This is a genomic window from Cylindrospermopsis curvispora GIHE-G1 (assembly GCF_014489415.1).
GTDB classification, from domain to species: Bacteria; Cyanobacteriota; Cyanobacteriia; order Cyanobacteriales; family Nostocaceae; genus Raphidiopsis; species Raphidiopsis curvispora_A.
The window spans coordinates 3,684,222-3,703,143 of record NZ_CP060822.1 but is presented as its reverse complement, the minus strand read 5'-3'; the positions used below and the strand labels follow the sequence as shown (position 1 = coordinate 3,703,143).

General features: G+C 37.1%; 12 protein-coding genes. 7 read left to right on the top strand and 5 right to left on the bottom strand.

Annotation, left to right across the window (positions count from 1 at the left end; genetic code table 11):
• Nucleotides 1-236 precede the first annotated feature (236 nt).
• The 6 genes from IAR63_RS16575 to IAR63_RS16550 all read left to right on the top strand — a co-directional run bounded on the left by IAR63_RS16575 (nt 237) and on the right by IAR63_RS16550 (nt 13,730).
• Nucleotides 237-8,831, top strand: a complete 8,595-nt coding sequence (locus tag IAR63_RS16575) for a non-ribosomal peptide synthetase (protein WP_187706030.1) — start codon at nt 237-239, stop codon at nt 8,829-8,831.
• Nucleotides 8,832-8,919: 88 nt separating this feature from the next.
• Nucleotides 8,920-9,657 (top strand): glycosyltransferase family 32 protein, encoded by a 738-nt coding sequence (locus tag IAR63_RS16570; protein WP_187706029.1) that lies wholly within the window; start codon nt 8,920-8,922, stop codon nt 9,655-9,657.
• A 67-nt stretch (nt 9,658-9,724) separates the two neighbouring features.
• Complete coding sequence (locus tag IAR63_RS16565; RefSeq protein ID WP_187706028.1) at nt 9,725-11,368, top strand: glycosyltransferase family 39 protein; 1,644 nt, start codon at nt 9,725-9,727, stop codon at nt 11,366-11,368.
• Nucleotides 11,369-11,402: 34 nt separating this feature from the next.
• On the top strand, nt 11,403-11,858 hold the full coding sequence (locus tag IAR63_RS16560; protein WP_006276688.1) for a GtrA family protein: 456 nt from the start codon (nt 11,403-11,405) through the stop codon (nt 11,856-11,858).
• Complete coding sequence (locus tag IAR63_RS16555; RefSeq protein WP_057178222.1) at nt 11,855-12,655, top strand: polyprenol monophosphomannose synthase; 801 nt, start codon at nt 11,855-11,857, stop codon at nt 12,653-12,655. The genes IAR63_RS16560 and IAR63_RS16555 overlap by 4 nt, the downstream gene beginning before the upstream one ends.
• 37 nt (nt 12,656-12,692) lie before the next feature.
• Complete coding sequence (locus IAR63_RS16550) at nt 12,693-13,730, top strand: class I SAM-dependent methyltransferase (protein ID WP_235678303.1); 1,038 nt, start codon at nt 12,693-12,695, stop codon at nt 13,728-13,730.
• Nucleotides 13,731-13,756: 26 nt separating this feature from the next.
• On the opposite strand, the gene IAR63_RS18830 is transcribed toward IAR63_RS16550, so the two are convergent.
• The 3 genes from IAR63_RS18830 to IAR63_RS16535 form a co-directional block, all read right to left on the bottom strand.
• Nucleotides 13,757-13,942, bottom strand: coding sequence for a hypothetical protein (locus tag IAR63_RS18830; protein WP_074404747.1), 186 nt, complete (start codon nt 13,940-13,942; stop codon nt 13,757-13,759).
• A 106-nt stretch (nt 13,943-14,048) separates the two neighbouring features.
• Nucleotides 14,049-14,300, bottom strand: coding sequence for a PIN domain-containing protein (locus tag IAR63_RS16540; RefSeq protein ID WP_096546214.1), 252 nt, complete (start codon nt 14,298-14,300; stop codon nt 14,049-14,051).
• Nucleotides 14,293-14,547 carry a UPF0175 family protein gene (locus IAR63_RS16535; protein ID WP_006276693.1) on the bottom strand — a complete coding sequence of 85 codons (255 nt, stop codon included), beginning with the start codon at nt 14,545-14,547 and terminating at the stop codon, nt 14,293-14,295. The genes IAR63_RS16540 and IAR63_RS16535 overlap by 8 nt, the downstream gene beginning before the upstream one ends.
• A gap of 153 nt (nt 14,548-14,700) precedes the next feature.
• Between IAR63_RS16535 and IAR63_RS16530 the strand changes: the two genes are divergently transcribed.
• Nucleotides 14,701-15,765 (top strand): NAD-dependent epimerase/dehydratase family protein, encoded by a 1,065-nt coding sequence (locus IAR63_RS16530; protein WP_187706027.1) that lies wholly within the window; start codon nt 14,701-14,703, stop codon nt 15,763-15,765.
• Nucleotides 15,766-15,810: 45 nt separating this feature from the next.
• Here IAR63_RS16530 and IAR63_RS16525 read toward each other — a convergent pair whose 3' ends face one another.
• Both IAR63_RS16525 and IAR63_RS16520 read right to left on the bottom strand, forming a co-directional pair.
• The gene (locus tag IAR63_RS16525) at nt 15,811-17,019 is read right to left on the bottom strand and encodes a macrolide family glycosyltransferase (protein ID WP_057178225.1); all 1,209 of its coding nucleotides are present in this window, start codon (nt 17,017-17,019) and stop codon (nt 15,811-15,813) included.
• Nucleotides 17,016-18,683: an ABC transporter ATP-binding protein/permease gene (locus IAR63_RS16520; protein WP_096546220.1), complete on the bottom strand. Its 1,668-nt coding sequence runs from the start codon at nt 18,681-18,683 to the stop codon at nt 17,016-17,018. The genes IAR63_RS16525 and IAR63_RS16520 overlap by 4 nt, the downstream gene beginning before the upstream one ends.
• Nucleotides 18,684-18,922 lie beyond the last annotated feature (239 nt).

Sequence of the window (18,922 nt, the reverse complement as noted above, 5' to 3'; positions counted from 1 at the left end):
TAGGGTTAGATCAGCGATAAACCCGCCATTAATAGTATCTTCAACTAAAACAAGATCTAACAGCGATAAGATAATACAAAGCTTATGTTGCAAACTATAATAAAAACTTATCATTCTTTTTTTTAAGTTTTTCAGGTGAATTTTTGGAAAACTATTGACACAATTGGCATTATGTGAGACTGTTTTGTGGGATTCATTTTATTGACAGCCAACAGGCAAATATAGACAGAGTTAATATGACAAACTTTTCACAAGCGGATGATATAGATCTATTGGGATTGCTATTGGAAGAAGAAGGAATTGAACTAGAAATCAAGGAAGTAGTTCCCCGTGTAGGATCCACGGAAGCGCCCACTTCTTTTCAACAAAGACGACTATGGTTTCTCTATGAATTAGAACCTACATCCTCAGCTTATAACATTTGTTCTATTTTTGATCTGAAAGGAACACTAAATATAACAGCTTTACGGGTTGCATTCAAGCAGTTACAACAACGTCATGAAAGCCTGCGAACTACATTTATGGATGTTGATGGAGAGCCTTGGCAGAAAATCCATGCTAATAGTGCAACTGAATTAAGACTGGAAGATTGGAGCAATGATAGGAGTGAGGATAAAATACCAGAAATAATAGCTGAAATTGCTCGTCATGAAAGTGATCATCAGTTCAACCTGCAAACAGGTCCCCTGATCCGTGCCCAACTGTTTAAAATTGAGTCAAAACAACATATTCTTAGTATTAACCTACATCATATTATTGCTGATGCTTGGTCCGTTGGCATAATTCTGGAAGAAATTGCTATGCTTTATCAGGCAGAAATTTCCAAAACTCCAATAGGATTACCAGAATTAAAATTCCAATATACAGATTATGCCCTGTGGCAAAAAGAAAATTTCCAGAATTCTAATATTTTAGAAAAAAGCCTGACCTATTGGGAAAAACAACTAGCCCAATTGCCAACTTTACAGTTCCCCTTGGATTTTCCCAGACCGCGATTACAAACATTTCGCGGAGGCTTAATTAAATTTGAGATATCAAAAGAAACAACCAATAGGATCCGCAACTTTATCGTAAAAGAGGGTGCAACCTTATTTATGTTTCTGATGGCTGTATTCCAAACTTTACTTTCTCGGTATACTGGACAGGAAGATATAGCCGTAGGAACTTCGATTGCTAACCGTCCATCGGACTCAGAAAACCTAATTGGTTTTTTCGTCAATATGTTAGTAATTCGTACTAACTTAGCCGATGAACCTAACTTTAATTCCTTATTAAAAACCGTAAAGAAAACAATTTTATCTGCTTTTGAGCATAAAGAAATTCCCTTTGAAACTTTAGTCGAAAAATTGAATTTACCAAGGGACACCAGTAGAAATCCTTTGTTTCAGATTGCTTTTACCCTATTGAACGCACCTAAACCGCAGTTTGGTACTGGTGATTTGGAAGTTTGCATATTAGCAACTCAGGAAGCAGCACGTTTTGACTTAGAACTGTTCATTACCGAAACGGAAGACACTTTAAATGGAGCTGTATCGTACAACATTGATTTGTTGAAAAGAGAAACTGTAGAAAGGCTTGCCCGTCATTTTTGTCAACTGTTAGAGAGCGTACTTGCTCAACCCGAGATACCAGTTAGTCGCTTACCTTTTTTGCTCTCAGAAGAAATAGCTGTTTTGGCACCGTCTCAACCTGCACAAACTTTTCCCGTGCATTTCTGTTTGCATGATATATTTACTGAGCAGGCCAAATTGCGTCCTCAGCAAACCGCACTAATATTTGGGCAAGAAAGACTGACATATTCAGAAGTAAATTATCGTGCCAACCAATTAGCACACTATTTAATGCGTGTTGGAGTAAAACCGGAAGCAAGAGTGGGACTATGGTTATCTCGGTCATTGGATTTGGTCATAGGGATTATCGCAATTTTGAAAGCTGGAGGTGTTTACGTTCCCTTTGACCCCAACTATCCAAGGGATCGTATAACCTATATGTTGGAAGATAGTCAAATTAGAGTTCTGCTAACCCACAGCGAATTTGAAGCTCAAATACCATTTGATTTTACCAATAATAACATACTTACTATATTTATTGATAAATACAAGTCTGAATTCACTCAAGAGGTAACAACAGAACCGGAAGTATTAATTCTTCCCGATAACGCTGCTTACATTATTTATACCTCTGGTTCCACGGGAAAACCCAAAGGAGTTGTGGTTACCCATCGTCATGTGGTGCGGTTAATGTTATCGACTGAGAAGTGGTTTAAATTTAACGCCAAGGATGTTTGGACACTCTTTCACTCCTGTGCTTTTGATTTCTCAGTTTGGGAAATTTGGGGGGCATTATTCTATGGTGGTGTTTTAGTGATCGTCCCCTATCTAATCAGTCGATCACCGGAGGAATTCTATAACTTATTGTGCGAAGAAAAAGTTACGGTTTTAAATCAAACCCCCTCAGCTTTTCAGCAACTAATCCAGGCAGAATCCACACTCTGTCGAGAGGGAGAATTAGAATTACGGTATGTGATTTTTGGTGGTGAAGCATTGGATTTAGCTAGTTTAGAACCCTGGTTTGAAAGGCACGATGATCAGTTTCCACTACTTGTAAATATGTACGGAATTACGGAGACTACAGTTCATGTAACCTACCTTCCCCTTACTTTTAAGGATGTCAAAAAAGGATCAGGCAGTTTAATTGGTAAACAAATTCCTGACCTTTCTTTATATATTTTAGATCGTCATCTGCAACCTGTTCCCATAGGTGTTGTAGGAGAAATGTATGTGGGTGGTGCAGGTGTTACTCGTGGTTATTTTCACCGTCCTCAACTAACAGCAGAACGGATGATTCCCAACCCATTTGCCACCAATGATCTCACATCGGTACGTCTCTATAAAACCGGTGATTTAGCCCGTTTTCTGGATAATGGAAACATTGAATATATAGGACGCAATGATCATCAGGTTAAGATTCGCGGTTTTCGCATAGAATTAGGTGAAATTGAAGCAGTTATTAAAAGTCACCCAGAAGTAAGAGATGCCCTGGTAATTGCCAGAGAGGAAAGCAAAGAAGATGTGAGGTTGGATGCTTACATAATTCCTATAAATCAAATTGCTAATACTGAAACCTTAACACAAGAACAAACTCAGGAATGGCAATATACCTTTAATGATACCTATAATATAACCTCAGGGGAAACTGAAGAAGACTTTAATATTATTGGTTGGAATAGCAGCTATAATAATCAGCCCATTCCTGGGGTTGAAATGCGCCAATGGCTCAACAGTACTCTACTGAGAATACAATCCCTCAAGCCTAGGAAAGTTTTGGAAATTGGTTGCGGTACGGGTATGATTTTATTAAATATTGCTCCCCAAGTAGAATCTTACTGGGGAACGGATTTTTCCCAAGCTGCAATTAATCGCCTGGATACTATTGTTAAAAACCGCTCTCTAAAAAACGTCAACCTACTAACTAGGGAAGCAATTGATTTTTCAGAAATTCCCACTGGTTATTTTGACACTGTTGTTATTAACTCTGTTGCGCAATATTTTCCATCAATTGAGTATTTGCAACAGGTCATTAAAAGTGTTTGGCAATTATTAAAAACCGGAGGAAGTTTATTTATTGGTGATAATCGAAATTTGTCACTGTCAAATTATTTCTACGCTAGCGTTGCTTATTTTCAGGCTAATGACAACACTGATTGTGAAACATTTAAAACTCAGGTTAGACGCATTGCAAAAAAAGAGAACGAATTAATTATTGCTCCACATTTCTTCACTGATTTAAGAAAATCATTTCCTGACTTAACAGCTGTAGAAATTCAAATTAAGTCGGAAAATAATGAAAATGAGCTGACTAAATACCGTTATGATGTGATCTTACATAAGTTAGGTATATCAACAGAACAACCACCAGAAATTATCTGGCGAGATTGGGAGACTGACAATTTACAATTGACCGATTTAAAACAGCAAGTTATTGAAATGAGATCTATCGGTTGGCATAGTGTACCTAATGGTCGGCTAAGTAAAGATGCTGCCATTTACCAATGGATGTTAAAAAACAGCCACGAAAATGAACAAAAAACCATTGGTGAATTAAGAACTGCGCTCAATAACATTCATGAGCCAAAAGGGTTCAATCCAGCAGATTTTTATGCTATTGCTCAAGAAATTGGTTCGGAAGTAAGTATTAGTTATTCACCGGGAAAGGTAGATTGTTTTGATGTATGTTTTTATCCTGTGAGCCACAAAAAATTCATGGTACCATCAATGCCAATTATCAATGATTTAAGTGATTCATTGGATCGAGATGATCACCCATATTGGATTGATCCCCTCCAAAGTAGATTTACCAAATTCCTAATTTCTCAATTGAAGCAAAGGTTAGAGGAGAAATTACCAGAATATATGTGTCCCTCGGCCTTTATGATTTTAGAAAATTTCCCTCTTACCCCCAGTGGTAAGCTGGACAGACGTGCCCTACCCATACCAGATCGGGATTTAACAATTAATCAACAATCCCTGGTGTTACCTAAAACTCCTACGGAACAGAAACTATCTCAACTATGGATGGATGTTTTAGGAATTGATAAGATTGGCGTTACGGAGGATTTCTTCCATTTGGGAGGACATTCACTTTTAGCAACTAAATTGGTGTCTCGTATTAGGGAGGAATTTAATGTAGCCTTACCTTTACGGTCAATTTTTGAATATTCAACCATTGCTCGGTTAGGAGACGAAATTGACTGTTTAATTAATGTAAATACTACTAAAACAGGCCCAGAAGATATTATTCCTGTTTCTAACCGAGAAAATTTACCCCTTTCTTTCTCCCAATCTCGACTCTGGTTTTTAGATCTATTAGAAAAAGAAAATGCCGCGTATAATATATCAGTAGCTTTTCATTTAGAAGGAGATTTAAATGTAGATGCACTACGAGAAAGCTGGCAAAATATTATTCAACGTCATGAGGTGTTGCGCACAACTTTCGATAATCTGCAAGGATCCCCAATTCAGACAGTTCATGACTGGTTGGAATTAAAATTAACCATAACAAATCTCAGTTGTTTAGACTTTCAAACCCAACAAGAAACATTGAGAAGGTCAATACAAGAAGTGGTTATTACTCCCTTTAATCTTAAACAGCTCCCATTACTACGTATCCATCTCTATCAATTATCTGACAATATTAGTGTTTTGTTGTTGGTCATACACCATATTATCGCTGATGGTTGGTCTTTGGGAGTCATGGTTAAAGAGTTATCCTTGTTCTACACGGCCATCTGTCAAAGAAATATCCCATCTATACCCCCTCTATCCATACAGTATGGAGATTTTGCCAATTGGCAACGGGAAGTTTTTCAGAAAACACAACTACCTATACAACTAGCTTACTGGAAACAAAAACTAACAGGTGCAAATCAAATTTTAGAACTACCGACAGATTACCCTCGTTCCCCAATTCCGAGTTATCAAGGTAGTGCTGTAAACTTTGCAGTTGATCAACAAACCACTCAAGAATTTAAAAAACTATGCGAATCTCAAGGTGCCACTTTATTCATGGGTTTGTTGGTGGTATTTAGCATTTTGCTTATGCGCTATTCAGGACAAGAAGACTTATTAATTGGTACGCCAATTGCTAACCGTAATCGTAAGCAGACCGAAGATTTAATCGGTTTTTTTGTCAATACTTTGGTCATCAGAAATAACTTGAGTGGTAATCCTAATTTTATCAACTTACTCTCTAGAACTAAGGAAGAAACTCTACAAGCTTATGCTCATCAAGATGTACCCTTTGAAAAGATAGTAGAGGAAATAAATCCACAAAGAAATCTCAGTCAGCATCCATTATTTCAGGTAATGTTCGTCTGGCAAAATGCACCTATGAATAAGTTGGAACTACCTAACTTACAACTAGCTCCTTGGAGATTGGAACAAAGATTAGCGAAGTTTGATTTGACCTTGTTAATGACGGAAACTGAACAGGGAATTGATGGAACATGGGAATATAGGACAGATTTATTTGCACTAGAAACAATTAATAGAATGATCGGTCATTTTGAAACTCTATTAAAGGGTATTATTGCTGAACCACAAAAACCAATTACTCATTTACCTGTACTTACTAGCCACGAGAAAAATCAACTACTCTTTCAATGGAATCAAACGCAATTTGAGTACCCTTTGTATCAACAAAATAAGTGCCTGCATCAATTGTTTGAATTACAAGTAGAGAAAACACCTAATAATGTAGCTGTAGTTTTTAAAAATCAAAGTCTTACCTATTTTCAATTAAATCAAAGAGCTAATCAATTGGCCCATTATTTACAATCCCGTGGTGTCCGACCAGATGTATTGGTAGGAATTTGTATGGAGCGTTCATTAGAAATGGTAATTGGTTTACTGGGAATTTTAAAAGCTGGTGGTGCTTATGTTCCCATGGATTCCAATTATCCCCGGGAACGTCTTGACTTTATGTTAGTAGATGCTGGAATTTCTCTATTATTAACACAAGAAAACCAGGTCACAACTCTAGATATTTTACCTCCGCACCAAATCATTTGCCTAGATAAGGAATGGCAAGTTATTGCTCAAGAGGATACACATAATCCCTCTACTAATTTAGTAGTAGAAAATCTTGCATATCTTATCTACACATCTGGCTCGACTGGTCAACCCAAAGGAGTGATGATAAGCCATAGTGCTATTTGTAATCACATGTTGTGGATGCAAAAAACCTTTAGTTTTGGGGAAAGGGAAAAAGTATTACAAAAAACACCTTTTAGTTTCGATGCTTCTGTATGGGAATTTTATGCACCTCTACTAACAGGTGGACAGTTAATAATTGCCGAAAAAGATGGACACAAGGATGTTTCTTACCTGTTGAAATTAATTTGTGAGCAACAAGTAACAGTTCTACAAATGGTTCCTTCCTTACTACAAATGTTCCTAGAATATGGGGAGATAGAAAATTGTCATTCCTTAACACATATCTTCTGTGGGGGTGAAGCTTTACCAGTAGCTATGGTAGAAAATTTATTGAGCAAACTAAATGTTAACTTTCACAACCTCTATGGACCTACGGAAGCCTGTATTGATGCTACTTTTTTAAGCTTCACAAAAGAAAACAATCACTATATTAAACAAAATATGCTTCCCATTGGTCGTCCCATCGCTAATACACAAACTTATGTTCTTGATGCTCACTTACAACCAGTTCCCATTGGGGTTCCAGGTGAACTATACATTGGTGGTATGGGACTAGCACGTGGTTATTGCCAACTTCCGCAATTAACTAGAGATAAGTTTATTGCTCATCCCTTTAGCGATAATCCAGATTCACGTCTTTATAAAACAGGAGACTTAGTTCGTTACCTTCCCGATGGAAACATTGAATTTATAGGACGCATTGACCACCAAGTTAAAATACGCGGTTTCCGCATTGAACTGGGAGAAATTGAAGCTGTATTGACTCAACATCCCAATGTGCTGAATGCAGTTGTAGTTATTTCTGGAGACTCATCTGCCACTAACAGTTTAATTGCTTATTATGTAAGCACAGAAAAGCAATTTACCTCTTCGGGTGTGTTACGTGATTTCCTCAAAGAAAAGTTACCCGATTATATGATACCTAACAGTTTTATAGTTTTAGACCATCTACCCATGACACCAAATGGGAAGATTGATAGGAAGCTATTGGCTGGGTTGAATATAAACAGGAATTTTGATGCTCATCAACATGTTTCCCCTCGCACACTTTTAGAATATAAACTAGTAGAAATATGGGAGGAAATTCTCCAAGTCAGTCCAATAAGTGTAACTGAAAACTTTTTTGATTTAGGTGGTCATTCTCTTTTAGCCATCAGATTGATAGCTGCTATTGAGCAAAAGTTAAAATGTAATTTACCTGTGGTTTCTCTATTTAGAGAGGGGACTATAGAGAAAATTGCCCTATTGTTAGACCAAGATCACCAAAAAGCAAGCAATCATTCAGATATTCTAATTCCTCTGCAAACTCAAGGCGATTTGCTACCTTTATTTTTAGTCCACCAAGCAGGAGGTTATGGTTTATCCTATTCGGTTCTAGCTGAAAAATTGGCTGTAGGTATGGGTAAAAAACTGCCCATCTATGCTATTCAGTCACCTGGATTAGATGGTAAACAATCACCCTTAGAAAGCATTGAAGAAATGGCAAATACCTACATTCATACCATTCGAGAAATACAGCCCCATGGACCTTACTTATTAGGTGGACATTCTTTAGGGGGATTAATTGCCTTTGCCATGGCTAGTCAATTGGAAGCTATGGGAGAACAAATTGAGCGCGTATTGATTATAGATACCCATCCACCTATGCCAACGGATGAAACTATAGCTTCTTTGGAGGATAATGCAGGAATTATTTGTTTTATGGTGGAGCAAATAGCATTATTTTTTAATAAAAATGTGACTATCAATTATCAGACAATTTCTAGTTTGGATCAAGATTCCCAGTTAGACTATGTTGCACAAACATTAGAACAACATAATCTGATCCCACCCAACTCGGGAAATAGTTTAATTGCTCGTCTCATTAAGGTTTATAAGGCTAATTTACGGGCCAGTCTAGTCTATCAACCACCTGTGACTAGGTCTAATATTACACTATTTAGAACTCCCTCCCTAGCAGCCAAATTTCCCAATGACCCCACTGTTGGATGGCAAAAGTTAACCACTCAAAAAGTCCAAGTTTGTCGCGTTATGGGTGAACATCAAACTATGTTAAAAGAACCTGAAGTGGAAAATTTGGTCACGGAAATCATGGCTACATTAGTAAACACTCCTTAACTAATTAGGTCATTGGCATTGAGTAAAAATCTGCTTAAATATGACTAAAAAATCTATTAAACAAAAAAACTAAATTACTTAGAATGAAATGAGTAAAATTCCCCAGATTATCCATCAAATTTTTTTTCTAGGAGCAGCAGCAGTACCGGAAAAATATCGACGTTATCAACAAACAGTTTTACAAAATCATCCCCATTGGGAATACCAATTTTGGGATGAACGCAAAGCTAGAGGATTTATGACAGATAATTATCCCTGGTTCCTACCAGTATTTGATGCTTATCCTCATGATATTCAGCGTCGTGATGCCATACGTTATTTCATACTCTATCACTATGGTGGGTTTTACTTAGATATGGATGTAGAAAGTATAAAACCACTGGATAATTTATTGGCAGATTTCGAGCTTATTCTATCCAAGTTGGTAGGTTTTAGTAATGCAATTATGGGTAGTATTCCCAAGCATCCTCTGTGGTTGAAAGTGTTTGAGGAATTAAAAAACCGTCAACATAACTCAGACCATAAAATAATGCCACTTTATGTTGGACATAGTACTGGACCAATTATGCTTAACGACTGCGTGGTTGGGGGTAAATTTGATCAAAATTCTAATGTTCTAGTCTGTCCAGGATATATTTTTGAGCCAGGTGCACCCATGGAACTTAATGGTAAAATCTTCAAGAGTCACGTTAACCCAGAGACTTATACTATACATCACATGACCACTTCTTGGTTGCCCAAAAAACACCAGATAGCCAGGTTTTTATTCGGGTTGATGTTAGAACCATACTGGTTTTTTCGATCTTTATTTAAAGGCAAAATTTAATGTATGAACCAAAATTTTCGGGAGAACCACAAACAAACGGTTGAAAGTCGTTAGGAAATTAGGACAAATGCCAAATTTAGAATTAAAAACAAAAACGCCAACTTGGTTAAAAATCGCAGTAGTAGTTCTAATAGGAATAAGTATTTTCTGTCGCTGGGTAAGTTTAGACAAAAAAATTTACTGCTGTGACGAAAACTGGACATCTGTAGCAATTTCTGGACACACATTAGTTGAGTTACAAAAGGAACTTTCTGAACATGAAGGCATAATTCCTATCAATAACTTTCAAAAGTATCAACACATAAGTCCAGAAAAGCATGTAAGTGATACAGTTAATTATTTAATCACCTCAGACCCCCAACATCCCCCATTGTACTACATTATGGTCAGACTATGGGCCCAGATATTTGGTGATTCCCCCACGGGAATAAGGAGTTTATCGGCAATTATTAGTTTGTTAATATTTCCGGGTGTATTTTGGATATGTTTAGAGTTGTTTGAGTCTGGAATTGTGGCATGGATAGCAATGGCATTAATTGCTGTTTCTCCCTTACAGCTATATTTTGCTCAAGAGGCTCGCCAATATGCTTTATGGATGGTAGAAATTCTCATATCCAGTACTGCTTTATTGAGATCCATCAGAAAAGAAAATACACTCAGCTGGGTTTTGTATAGCCTAACCTTGATTCTGGGACTATATACCCACTTATTAACAGGTTTGATGATCATATCTCACGGAATTTATGTGATTATTCAACAACAGTTTCGTCTTACCAAAACCTTGATTAACTATATAATTTATACAATCATAGCTTTGTTGATATTTTTACCTTGGCTAATTGTATTCATAAATCATCTTGATACAGGAGTATCATTAACTTCTGGCTACGGTGTCAGATATACGGATAGTCCCTTAGAGTTAATTGCCGTTTTTCTTGTTCGAGTTACTAGGACATTTTTTGATCTTGGTTTGGCTAAACCATTAGGATTCTTTAGTTATTTTTCTGATGAAGGGGCTTTGTACTATACTCTTATTTCCCTGATCTTCGGCTTATTTTTAATAAGCTATCTCATATTTTGTTTTTGTAAGGATATTAAAAATGAAACTTATCTTTTTCTTTTTTGTCTAGGGGGATTTCCTAGTATATTATTGATCTTATATGATATAATTTTGGGTGGATCTCGTTCCATACAAGTACGATATGAATTGCCCTTGTATATCTGTTTAGAAATTGCCATAGCATATATTTTAAGTTTTGCCTTTCCAATTTTACAAGAAAAGACTTGGCGGAGAAAAATAGCCCAATTAATGATGGTATTACTTATTTTTTCCGGACTAGTTTCTGATGTCAAATTCTTTCAGTCCCAAAATTCGTGGACGCAATCAGGTAGCACATTTATCATGGAAACAATTCAGGCTATTAACGAAGCAGACTCACCTTTATTGGTAATAAATAATGCTGCTGTACATTTGGGAGGAATATTAGCTTTGACTCATTATTCCCCAGGAATTTCTCTGCTAACGAATAAAGATGTTGAACCTTTAGTAATTCCGGAGAATTATAATCAGATTTTTTTTGTAGATAACAATAGTCATTTATTTCGTAAACTAAAGGATAATCAAAACTATTGTATGAAAACAATACAAAAAATTACCACTAATCACTCAGTAACTGTAGGAGGTTTATGGAGATTTGAGAAGAAGGTTTAGAGCAATATTAAATAAAAGTTAGTAAATCAACAGTATGATAAATAAAATTAGCTTAAGTCGGTACGGAATATTTATTAGTCGGTTAATTCGTTTTGCGTTGGTGGGTTTTAGCGGTGTAATAGTGGATCTAGGAGGTTTTTATTTTCTACATAGCCTATTAGGTTTAAACCTAACTCCTAGTTCGATGCTATCAACCGAATTAGCAATCATTAATAATTTCTTCTGGAATGATATTTGGACATTTGGTGACGTAGTTCAGAAAGAAAATTTAGTTTTAGACAACAGTCACAGATTACAAAGGTTTTTTAAGTTTAACCTAATTTGTTTGTTGGGTTTAATTCTCAATAGTTTAATTGTGAACTTTTTGGTTTATAAGTTTGCTATAAATGCTTATCTAGCCAAATTGATAGCCATCATTTGTGTGATTTCCTGGAATTTTGGTATGAACATGAGGTTTAATTGGCAGGTGATGGAGAAAAAAGAATCATGACCAATAATAGCAGTAAGGACCTAGTATTAGCCCCTTCTGGAAGCCTAGAAATTACCGCATTGTCGGAAGTTTCATCATCAGTTAAGCCAGTTTATTTGTCATTGGTTATCCCGACCTATAACGAAAGCAAAAACATTTTGGCAGTGGTCCATCTCTTGAGTGATTTGCTCAATGAGGCCTTAGTAGATAATTACGAATTGATTGTGGTGGATGATGATAGCTATGATCGCACCTGGGAAATTGCTCAGGAACTAACCAAAGATTACCCCCGTCTGCGGGTGATACGTCGTCAGGGAGAACGAGGCCTATCTACAGCAGTAATTAGAGGTTGGCAGATAGCTCAAGGGGAAATACTAGGAGTAATTGATGGTGATTTACAGCATCCACCAGAAGTATTACTCAAGTTATTGAAAGCGATGGATCAAGAAGCAGATATTGCCGTGGCCAGTCGTAATATAACTGGAGGTGGAACCAGTGATTGGCAATGGCATAGGCGGTTTTTGTCACGGGGAGCGCAATTTTTAGGACTGCTGATTTTGCCTGATATCGTCAGTCGGGTTTCCGATCCGATGAGTGGTTATTTCTTAGTGCGTCGAAAGGCGATCGCACAGAAATTAATGAGTCCTTTGGGCTATAAGATTTTAATTGAAGTCCTGGGGCGAGGTGAGATTAACCATATTATTGAGGTTGGCTATGTGTTTCAGGAACGTCAAGAAGGAGCAAGCAAAGTGACTTGGCGACAGTATATAGAATACCTGATACATTTAGTGCGACTTAGGTTTCATGTGGTATACTAGGCAAAGTTTTCTTGGAGTTTTATTTAGGTACATTATTATGGAGATTATGGAGCAAATTACTTCCACAGTCTATGAAAGTGTGGATCCATACCAGTGGGTCACAGATATTGCTCATCAAGCTTGGAAAGCTAGAGATCAGGAAGTTTGGGGTAATAACGTTCAGGACTTGATTACTCCTGATGCGGTTATTCTGGATGCTGGATGTGGTTTAGGGAGATTACTACCACGTTTTTGGACTGCTAAAAAGATTGTTTTAGTCGAACCTGACCAGCGTAGATTTCTGCACGCCTCCATAGTTGCTCAATGTCTACTGAATAATCACCACGAACTATTAGAAAAATTAAAAGATGACAGTTTTTGGCTCACTGAGGAATACAATAATTTGCTTAAATCAGCCCATACATCACCTCTCAAAAGTGAGAAAGTCTATCTTGTAAATGATGTCATGCAAAGTCCAGACATTGCTCAGTATGGGCCTTTTGACATGATTGTTTGTTCCCACATTTTTGAACATATTTCTTTGAGTGTTATCCAGGAAAGTATTGCTGCTTTTTATAATTTTTTGAAACCCAACGGTTCTTTAGTGATATTTGCTTGTAAATCTCCTGTTCTCTATCACGTGGGGGACACTAAAGAGTTTAATCATCATCACGTTATGATTGAACGCTCGGAATTTGCCCAAATTTGTGAAAATGGTCCAGCTGCGGGACTAGGAATTAGATACATGCCTTTTGAACTGTTACAAACTATCCTAAGTAACCCTTTTAATCCCGAATTACAGCACACATTTCCAGAGGAATTTAAGTCCAAACCAGCAGATTATGAACTACCTACAACACCTCTATTTGCTGTGAATAAATGGGAAGCCTACCACTCTGAGTTTTATACACATAAAACTATGGAAGTTGGTACATATATTGAATATCCGCAAATTCAAGCTCGACTATATAGACCAATTAAACCAATTGAGAGTGTGGAGGAAATATTGGAACTTGAGAACCAGGTAAATCAAAATGAAACATTAAAGAAATTGCATTTGATTGATATGGTTGTAGTTGCTACTGCACAGGGATAATATCAGAAATATTGATAGTACTCCTATCAAAGGTGAAAATGCCAACATCTCATAATATCTTCCATCCAATGAACATAACTGATTTGTTGACACATACAAGCTTGACGATAGCGAAACTTATCTAACATTTTTTCACCCCATTCATTAGACATCTCCGGAAATAGCTTCTCTTGTGCCACCAGCTGCTCCGTGCATAATAAACAAACTGGCACGTTCTAAAATTTTTAATTGAGGAACCGTGCCATTGGGTCTGATGATAAAGTTTTCGGGAATATCCCCTTTTAGGTTATTATCGAGAGCGAACTGGATGACGGATGCTTACCCTAAATCCAAATAATTGAGGAGAAAGGGGGTGATGGTCAAAGGAATTCTTTGCTTATTTAGCCAACTAGCACGGTTAAATTCAGAAACGGCAAAGTTTACTGACCCACCTTGAAGAATTTCCTGACAGACTTCAAAAGTGACAAATATTTCTTCATATAATGATGATAAAATAGTTAAATCACCCCAAGCAGCAACTAGGGCAATTAAGGGAGATGTGTTGATGACGATTTTCTCGGTTTTAGGCATTTGCTAAATCAGATAATAATTCTTCTTCTGTTAGGTCAATAAGCGGAATATTGTAATCAGCAAGTTTCATTATAAAGGTAGTTCTGTTTACCCCTAATAAACTAGCAGCCATACCAGATGAAATCCGCTTCATTTCAAAAAGTTTGATTGCCATTGCCCATTTAGCCTCCTGCTCAAATTGCTCTTTGGTGCTACCTAAAGCATCAGGAAAGGTATCAGGGTAGGTAATGGTTAACTGTAAGGGCATAGAGCTTCCTCATTTTTATTCTGGTTTAATTTCATGATAGTTCCTGGGAGTGAAAGAGCGGTATAATGCGATAAATTTTAAGGCGATCGCCGATTGGGTGGCTCGATGAAATGTAATGTAACAGTGTCTGATACATTTAGAGGGATAATAATCATGACGATCGTTTTAGTAACAGGTTCAGCTGGATTAATTGGTTCTGAATCAGTTCGATTTTTCTGCAAGCGTGGATTTAGCGTGGTTGGCATTGATAACAATATGCGCTCTTTTTTCTTTGGAGAAGGTGCTTCAACCGAATGGAATCGTGATCGCCTTTTAGAGGAATATGGTGATCAATACATTCACCATAACGTTGATATTCGGGCTTCCGAAAGCATATCCAACATCTTTAAAACCTATGGTACAGATATTGGTTTGATCATTCACACTGCGGCTCAACCATCCCACGATTGGGCGGCTAAAGATCCCTATACCGACTTTTCCGTCAATGCCAATGGCACTTTAGTTTTATTAGAAAACATGCGGCAATACTCTCCGGATGCGGTCTTTATCTTTTGCTCGACCAACAAAGTCTATGGAGATACTCCGAATCGCTTACCGTTACTAGAAGAAGAACTGCGCTGGGAAATTAACCAAACCCATCCGTACTACCAAGGAATTGATGAAAACATGAGTATAGATCATTCTATGCACTCTTTGTTTGGAGCTTCAAAGTTAGCGGCGGACGTACTAGTGCAGGAATATGGACGCTATTTCAACATGAAGACCGTTGCATTTCGAGGGGGATGTTTGACAGGACCAAGCCACTCTGGTACTCAACTACACGGCTTTTTATCTTACCTGATGAAATGTACAATGACCGGCGAACCTTATCAGATACTTGGCTACAAAGGCAAGCAGGTTCGTGATAATATCCACAGCTACGATTTAGTAAATGCTTTTTACCATTTTTACCAAAACCCGCGAGTTGGTGAAGTATACAACATAGGTGGAAGTCGTTTTAGTAATTGCTCAATGTTGGAAGCGGTTCAGCACTGCCAAGCAATTACTGACAAAAAGCTGAACTGGCAATACATAGAAGTGAACCGCATAGGCGACCACATTTGGTGGATTAGTGATGTTCAAAAATTTAAAAATCATTATCCTCGTTGGGAGCTAAGTTACACAATAACTGATATTTTGAAAGAGATTTTTACCAAAAATGTTAGCCGCTGGAACTAGAAATCAATCATGAGCAGACAATAGCAGACAATTTTTAATTGGGAGTTATAGCTTGCTTGTCATGTAATGCCAAATTTCATCCACTGCCCTTTTAACTCCACCAGCAGCATGACAGGCATCGCCCAATCGACGAAGATTAACTCTAAAAGAATTATTAGTTAAAAGTTGCTGTGCAGTTTGTCGTAGATTTTCTACCGTACTGTCTTTTAAAAACATCATAATTCCTGCACCCTGCTCCTCAATACGACGAGAAATAATTTCCTGCTCATAGGTTTGTGGTACTGCAATCATCGGTACTGAATAGGAAATAGCTTCTCTTGTGCCACCAGCTGCTCCGTGCATAATAAACAAACTGGCACGTTCTAAAATTTTTAATTGAGGAACCGTGCCATTGGGTCTGATGATAAAGTTTTCGGGAATATCCCCCAAAACACTTACATCTATGGTAGGACTTAATATCATTACTACTTGAGCATCAATATTACCAAATGCCTGAATACAGTTCTGATAGAATCTCACTCCTGGATCGTGAGCAGTGCCAAAAGAAATAAGAATTACCTTGTCCTTTTGTAGTTTTTCCAAAGGAAAATCAAATTCGATACCCCTTATAAGGTTACAAGGTCCAACGAAATGAAATTGCTGACTAAACTGATTAAACTTATAGTGATAGGGTTGCAGTTCTACTGGCAAGTAACATAAGTTTAACGGTTCAATATTGGTAAATGTATCTACAAACTTAATTGGTGGCAGTCCATAGGTTAACCGCAATTCTTTTTGGTATTTTCGATAATATTTCATACCCTCTGCAGCTTGTTTTAAAAAAAAGGGCAGTTTTTTTCTCAACCACGGACATTCATAAAATGTTTGGGGGGTAAAAGCAGCTGTAGAGATAGAATTTATGGCGGGAATATTGAGAATTTGCCCCAATAATCTCCCCCAAAGACATAGGGAATCATGAATAATATAATCTGGTTTCTCTTTACTCACAGACTCTATTAATTCTGGGAGCATCTGATGGGCACACCAGATTAACGAGGGAACTAAAGACATTTCATTTTCTGCAGGTGGCGCTGTTTCAGGATTTAGGGTTGGATAAGGGCGAAACTTGGCACCAAAGGATAATATTTCTCCTTCAAAGCTAGGTACTTCATAGTAAATTACCTCTTCGCCTCTGTTAATTAATTCTTTAACCAGTCCAAAAGTTGGGATGATATGGCCCGGTGCTGAAACATTGAAGAACATTACACGACTCATGGGGAATCTCCTGACATGTTAATAACTACTTGATGGAATTTTTTTAGGGTGGGTCGATGTCCAACACTAACAAAGGTTGTATTCATACTTATCAAAAAATTGTACAACTTTTCTTCATTTTTTAAATCTAAAGCACTGGTAGCTTCGTCTAAAATAACATATTTGGGTTTGGCAACTAAAAGTCTGCCAAAGGCTAATCTTTGCTGTTCCCCCAGGGAAAGAATTTCACTCCAATCTTGCTCTCTATTTAAACCTCCAAATCTTTCTATCAGGTAGGATAAACCAACTTTTTCAACTACTTGATAAAGTTCTTCATCACTAATATCAGTGTGGTTATATGGATAAATTAGCTGTTCTCTGAGAGTGCCTAAAATCATGTAAGGACGCTGAGGCAAAAATAAAATTTCTGATAGTTCAGGACGGACAATTTCGCCGCTTCCTGATTTCCATAATCCCGCTAATGCTCGCAACAAAGAACTTTTTCCACAACCACTATCCCCCATAATCAAAAGGCTTTGATTGGGTTGAAGTTCCAAGGAAAAATTTTCAAACAGGATTTTTTCGTAGTTAGGAGTGTATAAAGTTAGATTTCTAAAACCTAAATAATTATCTTTGGTGATGCGAATTTGATTTCTGTCAGGATTTGTTTTTTTTGGACTTTGGAAATATTCATGAAAGACATACAAGCGATTAATTGCTGCGGCAAATTTTGTAAATTTCTCAAATTGATACATAATCAAATTGACTGAGAATGCTACCTGGCCAAAGGCACCTCCAGCTTCTGTAACCTTCCCCACTTCAATATCACCTGATAGCACTTGTTGACCCAAAATTAATGCCGGAATAATCCAGGGAAGATAACCAAATTGATATTTAAAAATATTTAGGTATATTTCTGACCAAAGAATTAGTTTCTGAAAATTTTTAAATGCCAGGTTAAATATCTCTTTAACTTTCCTTGATTCTGGCAAAATTCCATTGTAAAAGGCTATGGATTCAGAATTTTCTCGGATGCGAATTAAACTGAAACGAAAATCTGCCTCTTTTCTTAGCTGCTCAATGTTTAGCCTAGTTAATTTCTTGCCATAAAAAGCTATAGTAATTGTATAGGCTAGTAGGGAATAAATAATTAAGACTAAAACTAGATTTGGCGAAATTGACCACAGAATAAAACTAAAAGCAACTACTACAAAAATTGACTCCAGACAGTTGACTAAAAATTGAACCGATTGTTGACAAAAATTGGTAATGTCTTCAGAAATGCGTTGATCTGGGTTATCAATCTCTTTATCAAAATTGTTCAACTCATAAAAAGCACGATCCCGAAAATATTCACCAAGAAAATGAGCTGTTAACCATCTGCGCCAATATATATTTATCATCTCTCGCAGATAACCATAGGCAGAGTTTAAACATCCAAACAGAATAATGCCTAAAAAAGCAACTCCTATACCTTGCCAAAATCTGTTACTGTCGCGAGATGACAAGGCAGAAATTAAGTCTCCTTGAATACCATTTAAAAAGACCTTAACTTGGGTGTTACCTAATAGCAAAATACCCATTAGCAGAAGTAGAACGATTGCAGGTCGTTTTTCACCTTCTAACCAATAAAGTTTGGCGATCGCCCAAAACTGTGACACTGCTTGTGGTTTAAATTTACTCATTTGAATGGGTTATTTTTGAGTTATTGAGTTATACTAGTTTAGTGGTTTACACTCATAAAACTTGTATAGCAGTTCTCCCACTGGTAAATTACAAAAGAGGTGTACCTCACCATCCCCTAAAACGGTGAAAGGGCAAAAATATCCTCATACCCGATAATAGACAACCATCATAACAGTATTCGAGCAAAATTCACTGCGTTTATTTCAACATGTTTATTTTCAGAATAATTTGGCTGGGA